Origin of the sequence: Bacillus sp. FJAT-50079 (assembly GCF_018343515.1) — a bacterium.
Taxonomy (GTDB): domain Bacteria; phylum Bacillota; class Bacilli; order Bacillales; family Bacillaceae_C; genus Lederbergia.
The window spans coordinates 712,306-726,187 of the sequence record NZ_JAGYPD010000001.1; the positions used below are offsets into that span (position 1 = coordinate 712,306).

Genomic DNA, 13,882 nt, shown 5'->3' on the forward strand with positions numbered 1-13,882 from the left:
GATATGAGACAATTTACTTTTGAGAATCTAGTGGGGGCAATACAGAATTACATATACAAATAGAAAGAAATTCATCAACGGTCATTTAACTTTTTATAAATGTTTAATAACTGTTGTCTTTCTTCATCCGACAGCTTTTCAAATAGCTTTCTACGAAGTTTTTGTCCTTCTTCGTTCGCTCTCTTGACCACTTCCATGCCTTTATCAGTAATGGCTAAATAAATAATCCGACGGTCAGTTTGGTCGACTATTCTAATTGCTAATTCTTTCAGTACTAGCTTTTCCGATAAATGGGTTAATGTTGGAGGTGTGAGCCCTAACGTTTTCGCAATATCCGAGGGGCGACTTTTGCCCCTTTCTATTAAATGCCCAAGTACAAGAATATGTGAAACACCAAGGTCTTCATAAAATATTTTATTCCACTGAATGATCAAGTTATTTGTCACTTTATCCATGTTATGAATGATTTCAAAAATCGTCTGCTCTTTCATAAACGTCCATCCCTACTTTCCAAAAAAGGCCTCTAATCATGATTAGAGGCCTTTTTATCATAACATGCTATTGAGCTGAGAATCCACCATCGATGACCAATTCAGCACCTGTAATATACGATGATTCATCCGATGCTAAAAATAAAGCAGCATTCGCAATATCGGCTGGTTGGCCTAAGCGTTGCAAAGGGGTTGCTTGGATTAAATGACCAAGCAGTTCCTTCGAGGATTTTAAAGCTTGTGTCATTGGTGTTTCGATAATTCCTGGGAATAGTGCATTTACACGTACACCTTGCCTACCAAACGTGGTTGCAGCTGCTTTAGAAATGGCGCGCACCGCCCCTTTAGATGCAGAATAATGGTTAAATCCTTGGCCAATTTGTGCTGTATAAGAGGAAATATTAATGATCGACCCTTTTGCTTTTGCCGCCATATAAGGTGCCACATGTTTAATTCCAGCAAATGGCCCAAACCCGTTAATTGCAAGCATTTTTTGCCAATCATCTAGATCAATGTCTTGGTAAGACTTTTCTGAAGAAATGCCTGCATTATTTACAAGGATATCGATTGTACCAAAGCGATCATTCACTTCTTTAGCAAATGCTGCCCATTGTTCATCTGAAGCAACGTTTAATTTCATGCCATATACATTTTCTTTCTGACTAACTTTTTCTAACGCTTCATCATTAATATCGGCAGCTATGACGATCGCTCCTTCTTTGCTGAATAAATCAACGATGCCTTCACCAATACCTGATGCTCCTCCAGTTATAATTGCCACTTTATGATCTAATCTTCCCATTTAACTCACTCCTTAACGTAGTTTAATTGAGCCACCATCAACCATAATCGTTTGACCTGTAATATAATCCGAAGCCTTGCTTGCTAAAAATACAGCTACTTGACCAATATCTTGCTCAGGATCACCAAGACGACGCAATGGAATGCGTTGAATCATCGCATCATACATTTCCGGGGCGTTTTCACGCCATTGCTCTACACCAGGTGTAAGGGCAATCGGCGAGATTAAATTCACATTAATTCCATCCGGTCCCCACTCATTTGCTGCCACACGTGAAACTGCGCGAATCGCTTCCTTCGCAGCCGCATAAGAAGTTTGGGTAACTTGACCATCCAGTCCAGCACCTGAGGCAAAATTAATGACTTTACCTTGGGATTTCTTTAATTCTGGATATGCCGCTTGCATAAAATGGACCGTAGGATAGAAGCCTGTGCCAAAGGACAGATTAAATAGCTCTTCTGTTGTTTCCGTAAACGATGCCTGTCTAGATACATGCGCGTTATTGACCAAAATATCCAACTTACCAAAGGTTTCCACGACTTTTTCCACGATTTCATACGTATTTTCCTTCACTGAAATATCTTTAATAAAAAGGAAGCCTTTTGTATATTGATCCACTTCCGCAAGCGTTTCTCTGCCCTTTTCCTCATTCACATCTACGATTGCAATGTGAGCCCCTTCTTTTGCCAAGGCAATGGCAATTCCTCTTCCGATTCCTGAAGCACCACCTGTTACAATGCCTACTTTTCCTTGTAATTTCATTATCATTGCTCCTTATCAGCATTAATTAGATATCTAATTAATTGTCCGATCGAATCATATTAAAATATTCAGTTCCAATCCCCTGCTTGTAACAATTTATTCTTCCCTTTATAAGCAACCATTACACAAAAATATTAATAATTAATATCGCATTAATGCTGTATAGAACGATCGTAAAATTCTCTGTATCTTCCTACCATGCTAATTTTCTCTCTATTTATTTAGACATCTAACTATTTCGCAACTAAATAATATCAAAATAACGGAGAAATTTCAATCGAATAATCTTATAGACAAAAAAATAAGCATGAATAGATTCAATGCTTATTTCTACTTATATATTTTTACTTTCCTAAGTACCTAAGTTCATTTTACTTAAACAAGTACGGCTTCCTTTTCACACAACTCATTCTCTTCATCTTGTACAGGTAAGCTTTCGCTAAGACCGAGCGTCAGCGCCGTCAACGTATGAATTTCCCGGAAAAGCTCTCGGTCTTCCATTAGTGACACGCCATATGAAGGAATCATTTCTTTTAATTTAGGCTCCCACTCATTCATATGTTGCGGGAAACATTTTTCGATTACCTCAAGCATTACATGAACAGCGGTAGATGCACCTGGAGAAGCTCCGAGCAATGCAGCAACCGAACCATCAGCAGCACTGACAACTTCTGTCCCAAATTGAAGGGTTCCTTTTCCGCCGGCTTCTGTATCTTTTATTACTTGAACACGTTGGCCCGCCACAACGATGTCCCAATCTTCGCTTTTAGCGTTGGGAATAAACTCTCGTAATTCTTCAATCCGCTGTTCTTTCGATAGCATCAACTGTTCAATCAAATATTTTGTTAGCGGTATATTTTTTGCTCCCGCTGCTAACATCGTTAAAAGATTATTTGGTTTTACTGAACCAATGAGATCAAGATTGGAACCCGTTTTCAAAAACTTTGGTGAGAAGCCGGCAAACGGTCCAAATAGCAATGATTTCGTATCATCGATATAGCGCGTATCCAGATGTGGAACAGACATGGGCGGTGCACCAACCTTCGCTTTCCCGTACACTTTTGCATGGTGCTGCTCAACAACCTCTTGTTTATTACACGCTAAAAATAGCCCACTTACTGGAAATCCTCCAATATGTTTGCTTTCAGGAATACCCGTTTTTTGCAGTAAAGGCAAGCTTCCACCGCCGCCGCCGATAAATACAAATTTCGCTGTATGATATTCGATCTTATCGCTATCAGCATCATGCACTTTTACTTCCCATAAGTCGTCACTCGTACGTTTTAACCCCTTTACGCTATGCTTGTAATGGATCTCAACACCTTTGTTCTCTAAATGATCAAACAATAATCGTGTTAAAGCGCCAAAATTTACATCTGTTCCAGAGTCAATTTTTGTTGCCGCTATCGGTTCATTCGATGTACGCCCTTCCATCATTAGCGGAATCCATTCCTTCAGCTTCTCAGGATCATCTGAAAATTCCATCCCCTCAAATAAATGAGTATTGGAAAGCGCTTCAAAACGTTTTTTCAAAAAGGCTACGTTTTTTTCTCCTTCCACAAAGCTCATATGTGGAATCGGCATAATAAATTCTTGTGGATGACGAATTAGGTTACTGTTGACAAGATAGGACCAAAACTGCCTTGATAGCTGAAACTGTTCATTAATTTTTATCGCCTTGCTAATATCGATCGATCCATCCGATTTTTCCGTTGTATAATTAAGCTCACATAGAGCTGCATGACCAGTACCTGCATTATTCCATTCATTCGAACTTTCTTCTCCCGGGTTCGCAAGCTTCTCAAACACTTTTATTTCCCATTCCGGTTCTACCTCTTTAAGTAAAGCTCCCAAAGTTGCACTCATGACTCCGGCACCAATTAATATCACATCTGTTTTCGTTTGTCTGTCGCTCATTTTTACCGTCCCTTAGCCATAAAATTTCCAAAAAAGGATGTAGACGCTTCCTCTTTGCATAACAAACAAGCTAAAGCGCCACCTATTTATATCTTATTAATTCCTAATTATACAACTATTTTTAATAGATTTAAATAGCGCTTTTTTTATGGGATTCATTAGTTATTTACAATTTAATGAAAAATTGAGCGATATCGAAAGGTTTATACAAGGAAAAACCGACTGGTTTTTTTAATAGAACCAATCGTTGTGCAGGATTTGAAGTTCTTTAGAATATATTACAGTGGTTAAGCCATATATCCGCCGCTCGGGAAAATGAACCACATGATAGCCTAAACACAACTGACGAATATTTAGTAGTAACAGAGACACCCTGTCACTTCGCGAACCATATTGAAAAACAATATAATGCAGATGGTGACAGGCAAACATTTAATTCAAGCCTCTGTAAAATTTTGCTCCATTTCGTATAGCTTCTTTTGCCTCTGGCACAATGCTCGTATAATGCAAAAATCCATGAATAACCCCTTTAAATTTTTCTAATACTGCCTTTTGATGATGGTAGGTTAAAATATCATTTAATAATTTACTATCATCTTGAAGCGGGTCTAAATTTCCACAGGCAATATAGCACGGCGGTATTCCATGAGTTAAATCATTTGAAAGGCAATCGTAATAACGTAGATCTTTATTTTCACCTCCGATATACATGTTTCTATATGTTTTTAAATCTTCCTCGCTTAATCCATCATATTCCCCTCCGAATAAACGCATAGACTTAGAATCAGTGAGTCCATAAGTTCCATAATAGAGAAGCAAACAACGTAAATAAGAAACATGCTTCTTGTTGTCCCTTAAATACAAAGCCGTCGCTAAACATAGATTTGCTCCCGCTGAATCACCTGCAAGGGCGATATCATTGGGATCGATATTATATTTCTCCGCATGGTTCCGTAACCACTCAACTAAGAAAACACATTCTTCTACTTGCTTAGGGTATTTATATTCGGGTGCTAAATGATAGTCTACTCCAATGACCACGGATTCAGTTTCTTCCATCAACATCCGCATAATCCTACTATGAGTATCAATATTCCCAACGACGAACCCGCCACCATGAATATAAACAATTGAGCCATTTCCTCTTCTTTTTTTCGGGTAGTGGATACGAATAGCTATTGAACCGTAGGGTCCTTCTATCTTTAAATCAACAGTTTGCTTAGGTTCTGGGCCGCCCTTATTCCAAAACTTTCGTTCACTCACATAGTTTTCACGCATTTTTTCATAAGTGACATCTGTTGAAAATGTATCTCCAATAAGTTCAGCTTGTTTATTTAATGTTTCTAGCATTTCAGAAGTCATCATTTTGTACACATTCTTTTTGTTCATTTCTATCCTCCATCCTATATCAAGACAGTCTTGGAATGGGAGTGTCTTTTCAAGTATTATAACCTAAAGATAAACTACTCTAACTTAAGCCAGCGGAACATTTCCTATTAAAGTAGAGTTATCCTACAATTAAGAGGTGGAATAAAAAACTTAAAAAATGAGGGATTCATATGATGTGCGGATCAAAATGCTTCCTTGTAGAAATTGAACGAAATGGGGAAAAACAGATCAACAAAGTTAACGCCAGAACCCCTGTCAATGCTAGAAAAGTGATTCGAGGAAAATTCGGTGCAGACGCCGAGATCATCTCAGTGAAAGAGGAAAAGAAAACACCATTATCTTAAATTGGAAAAAGACGCTTCGTTAAATATGTCCATCATACATGAAAAGACTAGCAACAAATGTCGCTAGTCTTTTTCTCATTATTTAACTGGTGCTGGCTGTTTATCACATAGCTTATGTGTATTAATAAAATCTTTTAAAACATCAGCAAGATTTGGATCGCTAATTTCGTCTAAATCATAGTGAACTCTTGTACAAGGCTTATTAATTGAAATGACGCGTGTTAGATCAATCGGTGTACCGATAATCACTACATCACAGTCAGTTTTATTAATTGTTTCTTCAAGATCCTTCAATTGTTGTTCGCCATATCCCATCGCTGGAAGGACGTTACCAATATGTTGGTATTTGTTAAACGTTTCAGTTAGCGTACCAACCGCAAATGGACGTGGGTCAACGATTTCCTTCGCTCCTAAACGCTCCGCTGCAACGATGCCCGCGCCAAGCTTCATCTCTCCATGAGTCAAAGTTGGGCCATCTTCAACAACTAGCACACGCTTGCCTGCAATACTTTCCGGATGATCCACTGTAATCGTCGATTCAGCTTTAATAATTGTACTATTAGGGCTTGCGAATTTAATATTATTTTCTACAATTTGAACAGCTTCCTCTGCAGCACTATCTACCTTGTTAATGATTGCTACATCGGTTGTTCTCAAGCATACTTCACCAGGATAATATTTTAGTTCATGGCCTGGGCGATGCGGGTCCAAAACCGTAACAGCTAAATCCGGCTCGAAGAAAGAAAAGTCGTTGTTTCCTCCGTCCCATAAAATAACGTCACAGCCATCTGGATCATTTTCAGCCGCTGCTAAAATATCGGCATAATCTACACCAGCGTATATAATATTTCCGCGCTCCACATGCGGCTCATACTCTTCCATCTCTTCAATCGTACAATTATGTTTCTTTAAATCTTCTACTGTTGCAAAACGCTGAACACGCTGTGCGTTTAAATCACCGTAAGGCATTGGATGTCTTACTGCAACAACTTTCAAATCATGCTCCAACAGTGTCTCGATAATTTTTCTCGACGTTTGGCTTTTTCCCGTTCCAGTTCGCACAGCACAAACCGAAATGACTGGCTTATTGCTTTTTAACATCGTGCTCTTTGGTCCTAGCAATGTAAAGTTCGCACCAGCAGCATTAACGATCGCGCTCACGCCCATCACATCTTCATAACTAGCATCACTATATGCAAAAACACATTCATCCACTTCTAATTCTTTAATTAACTCAGGCAATTGCTCTTGTGAATAAATTGGAATTCCTTCTGGGTATAACTCACCTGCTAATTCGCTCGGGTATTTCCGTCCATCAATATCCGGAATTTGCGTTGCCGTAAAAGCAACGACATTATATGAATCGTTATTACGATAAAATGTATTAAAATTGTGAAAATCTCTTCCAGCAGCACCGATAATAATAATATTTTTTTTCATAGCACTCGCTCCTATTAATGCATGTCTTGTAAATAATTATAAGTCACTTTGCATATTAATACAATACATATTTTTAAAAAAATTAATAAACTCTTTCCACTCTTGGAGTAATTTCAGGAAAATACTAGATAGATGTTTATTGATTATCTACCTCAAACCGCGATGGCTTTTCTAGATGAACCTAAGGTACAATCCCCAAAATAATTAATTGTCTGATTGAATCTGTCACCAATACAATGAAAAAACCATATCCCTCATACTAAAAAAGTATGTGATATGGTTTTTTTCATCTTTTATTTAATCTAATTCGTAATAACTACACACAACTTGTCCCACCGCTTTTGCCGCTACGAGCAAAGCATCTTCATCGATATCAAATTTCGGGTGATGGTTGAAGTAAGGCTCTTCCACCCCTTTAGGTGAACATGCAATGTAAAAGAAGCAAGCAGGGAATTTTTCCGCATAATAAGCAAAATCCTCAGATGGCGGTAATGCTGGAAATTCCTTTACTTCTTTAATATCTTTATCATCCATGCTTTGTAAACTTGCTGCTACCTTCGCTGTAAGCTCCGGATCATTATATAAAGGCGGATAATCCGGCGTATACGTAAGCTCACATGTGACGCCAAATTGTTCTTCAATCCCTCTCACAATCCGTTTCATTTCTTTTTCAATGATTTTTTTTGTTTCTACGGTCATATAGCGAATATCGCCTTCAAGCTCAACACTATCTTTAATTACGTTAAATGTACCTTTCCCATCAAAAGAACCAATCGTGATGACGCCGACATCAAAAGGATTTAATCTACGACTAATAATCGTTTGAGCAGCTGTAACAAAATGAGCAGCAGCTACAATTGCGTCATTTGCCAGATGAGGAGAGGAGCCATGTCCGCCTCGACCTTGCACAATTAATTTCATGTATGCTCGTCCATTAAACGAATATCCAGCATGATATCCGACCGTTCCCGCCGGTCCCATCGGTAATAAATGAATGCCGTAAATTGCATCTAAGTCATCGATCAAACCAGACTCAACAATGCTTTTTGCTCCACCTGGCGGCACCTCTTCTGCATGTTGATGAATGATCTTAATTGTACCTGGAATCGACCCTTTCAATTGAATCAGGCAGTCAGCTAGTACTAACAAATAAGCAGTATGTCCATCATGGCCACACGCATGCATCACACCCTCATTCTTTGATTTAAACGGGACATCTGCTTCTTCTACGATAGGTAGGGCGTCAAAATCAGCGCGCAGGCCAATCGTTTTCCCTGGCTTACCACCTTTAATCGTGACGATAATGCCATAGCCATTGCCGACATTTGTTTGAATCTCTACATCTTTTCCTTTATAAAAATCGGCAATATACTGAGCTGTTTTCTCCTCTTTAAATGAAAGCTCTGGATTTTCATGTAAATAACGACGGATTTCAATGATTTCATCTTTACGTGATTCTAACATGCTCATTAATTCATTTTTCATCATTTTCGTCTCCTTTTGACGGAATGGAGGAACGATATCATCCATTCCGTTTCCATTTATAAAAATGAGCTGAATCCCTATCCTTTAATTAGCTACTTCACTTGGTGTTTGGAATGTTTTTTCCGATAAAACTTCAGATGATTTGCCAGCATTTTTAGGAACCATAATCATAATAGAAAGCAGTGAGAGAACACCAAATATGACGTTGACGATAATCCCTATTGATGCAGCAGTTTCAATGCTTCCAACCGCTGCAACTGAACTATAAACTGTTGCAGAAATCGCCACACCTAATGCACTGCCTAATGAACTTGCCATTTTATAAACCCCTGCCGCTTCACCCGCTTTGTCAGATGGCGCATTGGAAACAGATGTATCTGTTGATGGTGTTGCATACACTCCAAGCCCAAGACCAAAGAAAACAAATCCAATAAATACGACGACAGTATAAGCAAAATTAGGCAAGAAGGTGAGACCCATCATCGCTACACCAACCGTCGTAATAATTGCGCCCCAAATCATCGGCAATTTCGCGCCTACCTTTTGCAAAATTTTCTCACCGACGCGAATCATCGCAAGAACGACTACCAAGTATCCAATCGATAGCATCCCTGATTGAAATGCTGTAAATCCTCGTCCTACTTGAACGTACGTATTCGCAACAACGAGTGTTCCAGCAATCGCATTTAACAAAAAGTTTGAATACGTAGCGCCCGCATATGGTTTATTTTTAAATAGAGAGAAATCAATAAGCGCGATTTTTTTTCTTTTTTCAACATTGACAAAAACCACTGCGCCACCAAGTGTAACAATAGCTAAAATAATCGCAATTGGACTTGTCCAACCTAAGTCTGCACCAAAAGTAATTAAGACGTTTAATGCAATCATCGTAACGATGAAGATCGCTAAACCAGTATAATCAAATTTAAAAGAGCCTGTTCCTTCCACCTTGCTTTCAGGTGTATCTTTAATTAAATACATGGCAAGAAGGGCGAAAATAATTGAAAAAATAAAAATCCATTTCCAGCCCATATATGTTGCAATCGCACCACCCGCAAATGAACAAAAGCCTGAACCGCCCCAAGAACCAATGGACCAGTAACTAAGAGCACGTTGTCTGTCTTTCCCATCAAAATAAGCTTTCATTAAAGCAATGGTTGCCGGCATTATACAAGCAGCAGAAATCCCTTGAATGATACGCCCAATAATTAACAATGTGGCTCCTTGTGCAAACACAAGACATAATGAGCCAATCACGCTTAAAATTAAGCCCATATACGTAAACTTTTTACGACCAAGTTTATCTGCAAGCCCACCAGCAGCCACAATAAACATCCCTGAGAATAAGGCTGTTAAACTAATCGCTATATTTATCGGTCCAGACGAAATCCCTAAGTCAGATTGAACGGCCGGAACCACATTGACCATCGCCTGAGCAAAAAGCCAAAAGGTGATTACACCGAACACAATCCCTGTAATTAACTTATCCGTACCTTTATAATTTGTCTCCATCGTTAAAAACCTCCCACACTTTTTTGCCTAATAAAAAACGATGACGAACGAAACATTGTTTAGTTTCTATGTCCTAATTATAAAAATTTCGCCTATATTTTTAGAGTCAATTTTTATGCAAACAGGGACAATATAAGGCTAAATATTTAACCTATCGTTTTATTAGGTAAAAATTAAGTGGTTGATTTTTGTCATCGAGACAATATAATCACTTGTTTGGATTGTTTAGATACACAAATCAATAAGCTTTTCGAATATCAAAAAAGTGGATCGCATTGCTTGTTAAATAGGAATAAAATGACCACTCTTCTTCAATACATTCATCAAAGATTTCTAAGGAAGGTCTACTGGATTGAATAATATAATCAATGATTTCAGCATCCATCCCATGCTTGCTATTTAGCTGCCACCACTTTGTATATAATGCTCCATGATTTTTATCAAATACATGCTTCCGTATTTGATATTCCCCCTTAGGAATTCCAGAAATCGTCACTTGAATTTCTTTATTTAATTTTTGCAAAAATTCCTCTTCAACTGAGAAATACGGATTAACAATCGTACAATTCATAAGAATTAACTGATATCCCCGCTCATTCTTTGTCATCACATAATCGCGCCCATATGCAATGATTTCGCCATATAAACGTTTTAAAAACATCAAAGCATAATAAGCAGGGCGCTTTCCTTTTAGGTAATGGAATAATTCTAAGCCATCCATTCGATAACGATGATCATTCCCTGCCTTCTCATGCACAATTGTATTAATCCAGAGAGCAACTGTTTGCACATCATTCGATATATCCAATACATTTTTTAAAATTAATGCTCCGCGAAAAAAGGTACCATTCGTATATCTTGTATTCCCCGACAACGTATTCCAAGAAACAAGGTGAATCGGCTTTTCCATATGGTTCTTTCTTAAATAGAGCTTAAGCTTATTCGTTTTTTCCTTAATGTACTCTTTAACTAAATCAAATTTCGTTTCCGCCATTTCCTTAAAATCAACAACCTCATTTTGGTTCGCATTATAACCGATAAAATCAATACATCCGCCGTGCTCTAACTGCCACTGATGATGCTTGCTCGTTGTTTCTTTATGGAAGGAAAAAGGCATATACACACCTACCTGAATCGAAGGAGCTATCGTTTTCAATAAGTGATGAAGCTTTAAATAAAGCCTTTGGAGCTCCATTGCCTCAACTCCTGTATAATACGGCTCGTAAAACATTACATGCCATTCATTTATAAACGACTCCCCATAAAGCTGCAAACAATGGCGAATAAATTGACCAAGCTTCGTAAAATATTGTTCTTCATTCCGCGAAATATCCATATAATCAGCTCGTATAAACAAAGCTAAATCATGGTCCTTCATAAACTGCAGCGCACTATCCATATTAAAATAAGGAGATGTCGTTGGAATCTCTTCATCTGTCTCTACTTCTGGCGGAATGGCCGTATTACTAATCGGATGGCGAACACCGATGTACTTTAAGTTCAAATCCTTTTTCACATCTAAAATTTGAGCGCGAACATCTTCTTTTAATAATTCAAAAATCTCCCCAATTATCAAAGTATGATTCGGATAATGCAATGGCCTCGATTCAGGTAGAGATAAATGGATTGGCAGCTTTTCATATCTTGTTTCTGTATGACTGTATGATTTTTGATCATCTAAATGGATGCTGCTCCATTTTGCTATTATTTCAGATAATTGAATCGGATTCGTAGCATCGACTTTGCTGTAAGTTTGAAGTGACTCTTCACTTTGTGCAGCATGGCGATCCCGGTATACATGCGGCGTCATTCCGTATACCTTTTTAAAAAACGTTGAAAAGGACTTTGTATTTGGAAAGCCATTATTCATCGCAATTTGAGAAATCGAGTTTGAAGTGTAAAGCAAATCCTTCATACTGCGCTTCAATCTAATATTCATTAAATAGCGACTAAACCCCATTCCCATTTTCTGTTTAAAATAGCGGGACAGATAGCTCGTTGAAAGGAAATATTTCTTCGCAACCTCCTCTAATGTAATCATCTGATCATAATTTCTTTCCATATAGTCAATGATTTGCACTAAACGCCGATCAGCCGTATCGATCTTCTGAAGAACACTGCCTTCCTCTTTAAAACTCCGAATCAAAATGAGTAACATTTGACAGATGTAGCTTATTACCTCAAGTTGATAGCACTCATCCTGCCGATAATAACTAATCATCACATTTGCCAATAACTTACGAAGGGACAAAATCATCTCTTCTCTACCTAAATCAATTTCTCTTGAATAGCACTCAAATCGCTGGTTCCGATAATCCCCGTAATAATGATCCATGAATCCCTCTGAAATCGATAAAATCATTACCTGATTATCTTCGCTTCCTTGAACTTGGTAAGACTGATTCCGATTAAGCACAAGCAAGTCATTTTCTTCCAGATGATAAAAACGACTGGACGTTTCAATCTTTAATTCCCCACTAATAACCAGAACAAATTGGATTCCTTTATTTATCCTTGGCACTAACAAATCAATATGTTGAAATGATATTTGAAAATCTAGTAAAGGATTGCTCAATCGAATCACCCCTAGCGCCTGTTTGTTCGATAAAAAGCATACCCTAAAAACCAGAACCTCACACATTTATACAAAAAAATCTTTACTTTATTGTGAAGGGGTAAAAAGCAAAAGTCGCAGTCTAATAAAAAAAGAAATTAGATCTGGAAGCACCCTTCTTTTAGAAAAATGGAATACGGCAATGTTTAACTTGATATTGGATGACGTGTGAGCAACAGGACCACTGCGATGATTACGGTAGGAGTTTGGGGGATTTCTGTTGTAGCCGGGCTATGAAATAATTATTGACCCATTTGAAATTTAGTAAACGAAAAACAACCAATCATTATTTTTATACTCAACTATTATTTAATAAGTCCATAATAAAATAATGATATTTTTTTCTTACGTCCTAATAGGTCATAGATTGATCGTGCATTGATATAGTTCAACCTTCGTCACTAGAAGGGAAATAAAAAAACAAAGTGAGTCCCCTTGATATGAGTGACTTCACTTTGGCCTTCTATTATTTAGATTAAATTCTTGCTTTAACAATGAATACATATATAAATCATCAAATTTTCCGCAAGTAAACTCATAACTTCTCAAAAGCCCTTCTCTCGTAAATCCTTGTCTTTCCGCTAATTTTTGTGACGGTATATTAGGAGGTTCTATTAACGCTTCGATCCGTTGCAAGTTCATCTGCTCAAAGCCATAATTAATAACGGCTGCAAATGCTTCACTTGCTACTCCATTCCCCCAGTATTCTCTACTTAATTCAATACCAATTTCAGAACGGTGATGCTGTGAAACCATGTTAAGGAAACCACAGCTACCTATTACTTCTCCTTGGTCCTTTAGCGTAATTCCCCATCTTATTCCTGTTTTCTTTTCGTAAATTGATTTATACCACGAAATCTCATCCAATGCGTCATCAATGGACTTAAATGGCTCTAATCCAACGTATCTCATCACGTCTTTATCAGATAAATACTTTAAAAGACTGCTCGCATCATCTTTTGTTACTTGTCTTAAAATTAATCTATTCGTTTCAAGTATAGGAAATGCACTTACTTCTACCACAATAAACCTCCCCAAAATATTTTATTTCCAATTGTATCCCCACTCTATTACTTGAATAAATGAGAACAACACTGTTAGTGGAAAATTTTTCAACATCTCATAA

At 37.8% G+C, this 13,882-nt stretch carries 11 protein-coding genes; 1 reads left to right on the top strand and 10 read right to left on the bottom strand.

Annotated features, from left to right (window positions below):
• Positions 1–74: 74 nt before the first annotated feature.
• The 5 genes from KHA95_RS03290 to aes all read right to left on the bottom strand — a co-directional run bounded on the left by KHA95_RS03290 (position 75) and on the right by aes (position 5,361).
• Entirely contained in the window at positions 75–491 is a 417-nt protein-coding gene (locus KHA95_RS03290; protein ID WP_213136017.1) for a MarR family winged helix-turn-helix transcriptional regulator, read from the bottom strand.
• Between the two features lie 67 nt (positions 492–558).
• The gene (locus tag KHA95_RS03295) at positions 559–1,293 is read right to left on the bottom strand and encodes an SDR family NAD(P)-dependent oxidoreductase (RefSeq protein ID WP_213136018.1); all 735 of its coding nucleotides are present in this window, start codon (positions 1,291–1,293) and stop codon (positions 559–561) included.
• Positions 1,294–1,305: 12 nt separating this feature from the next.
• Positions 1,306–2,055 (bottom strand): SDR family NAD(P)-dependent oxidoreductase, encoded by a 750-nt coding sequence (locus tag KHA95_RS03300; RefSeq protein WP_213136019.1) that lies wholly within the window; start codon positions 2,053–2,055, stop codon positions 1,306–1,308.
• 375 nt (positions 2,056–2,430) lie between these two features.
• Positions 2,431–3,972: a malate:quinone oxidoreductase gene (locus KHA95_RS03305; RefSeq protein ID WP_213136020.1), complete on the bottom strand. Its 1,542-nt coding sequence runs from the start codon at positions 3,970–3,972 to the stop codon at positions 2,431–2,433.
• Positions 3,973–4,404: 432 nt separating this feature from the next.
• Positions 4,405–5,361 (bottom strand): acetyl esterase, encoded by a 957-nt coding sequence (aes, locus tag KHA95_RS03310; protein ID WP_249316478.1) that lies wholly within the window; start codon positions 5,359–5,361, stop codon positions 4,405–4,407.
• 170 nt (positions 5,362–5,531) lie between these two features.
• Here aes and KHA95_RS03315 point away from each other — a divergent pair, with 170 nt between their 5' ends.
• Complete coding sequence (locus KHA95_RS03315) at positions 5,532–5,705, top strand: hypothetical protein (protein ID WP_213136021.1); 174 nt, start codon at positions 5,532–5,534, stop codon at positions 5,703–5,705.
• A 78-nt stretch (positions 5,706–5,783) separates the two neighbouring features.
• Here the strand turns inward: KHA95_RS03315 and KHA95_RS03320 are convergent, their stop codons facing one another.
• The 5 genes from KHA95_RS03320 to KHA95_RS03340 form a co-directional block, all read right to left on the bottom strand.
• Positions 5,784–7,145 carry a cyclic 2,3-diphosphoglycerate synthase gene (locus tag KHA95_RS03320; RefSeq protein WP_213136022.1) on the bottom strand — a complete coding sequence of 454 codons (1,362 nt, stop codon included), beginning with the start codon at positions 7,143–7,145 and terminating at the stop codon, positions 5,784–5,786.
• A 297-nt stretch (positions 7,146–7,442) separates the two neighbouring features.
• The gene (locus tag KHA95_RS03325; protein WP_213136023.1) at positions 7,443–8,630 is read right to left on the bottom strand and encodes an amidohydrolase; all 1,188 of its coding nucleotides are present in this window, start codon (positions 8,628–8,630) and stop codon (positions 7,443–7,445) included.
• Positions 8,631–8,714: 84 nt separating this feature from the next.
• Positions 8,715–10,142, bottom strand: a complete 1,428-nt coding sequence (locus KHA95_RS03330; protein ID WP_213136024.1) for an MFS transporter — start codon at positions 10,140–10,142, stop codon at positions 8,715–8,717.
• Positions 10,143–10,380: 238 nt separating this feature from the next.
• Entirely contained in the window at positions 10,381–12,717 is a 2,337-nt protein-coding gene (locus KHA95_RS03335) for a helix-turn-helix domain-containing protein (RefSeq protein ID WP_213136025.1), read from the bottom strand.
• A 489-nt stretch (positions 12,718–13,206) separates the two neighbouring features.
• The gene (locus KHA95_RS03340) at positions 13,207–13,779 is read right to left on the bottom strand and encodes a GNAT family N-acetyltransferase (protein ID WP_481748399.1); all 573 of its coding nucleotides are present in this window, start codon (positions 13,777–13,779) and stop codon (positions 13,207–13,209) included.
• Positions 13,780–13,882 lie beyond the last annotated feature (103 nt).

What these genes read in the sequence shown, in the direction of transcription:
- KHA95_RS03290 (WP_213136017.1), bottom strand. Translation starts at nt 491, where the DNA reads ATGAAAGAGCAGACGATTTTTGAAATCATTCATAACATGGATAAAGTG.
- KHA95_RS03295 (WP_213136018.1), bottom strand. Translation starts at nt 1,293, where the DNA reads ATGGGAAGATTAGATCATAAAGTGGCAATTATAACTGGAGGAGCATCA.
- KHA95_RS03300 (WP_213136019.1), bottom strand. Translation starts at nt 2,055, where the DNA reads ATGAAATTACAAGGAAAAGTAGGCATTGTAACAGGTGGTGCTTCAGGA.
- KHA95_RS03305 (WP_213136020.1), bottom strand. Translation starts at nt 3,972, where the DNA reads ATGAGCGACAGACAAACGAAAACAGATGTGATATTAATTGGTGCCGGA.
- aes (WP_249316478.1), bottom strand. Translation starts at nt 5,361, where the DNA reads ATGAACAAAAAGAATGTGTACAAAATGATGACTTCTGAAATGCTAGAA.
- KHA95_RS03315 (WP_213136021.1), top strand. Translation starts at nt 5,532, where the DNA reads ATGATGTGCGGATCAAAATGCTTCCTTGTAGAAATTGAACGAAATGGG.
- KHA95_RS03320 (WP_213136022.1), bottom strand. Translation starts at nt 7,145, where the DNA reads ATGAAAAAAAATATTATTATTATCGGTGCTGCTGGAAGAGATTTTCAC.
- KHA95_RS03325 (WP_213136023.1), bottom strand. Translation starts at nt 8,630, where the DNA reads ATGAAAAATGAATTAATGAGCATGTTAGAATCACGTAAAGATGAAATC.
- KHA95_RS03330 (WP_213136024.1), bottom strand. Translation starts at nt 10,142, where the DNA reads ATGGAGACAAATTATAAAGGTACGGATAAGTTAATTACAGGGATTGTG.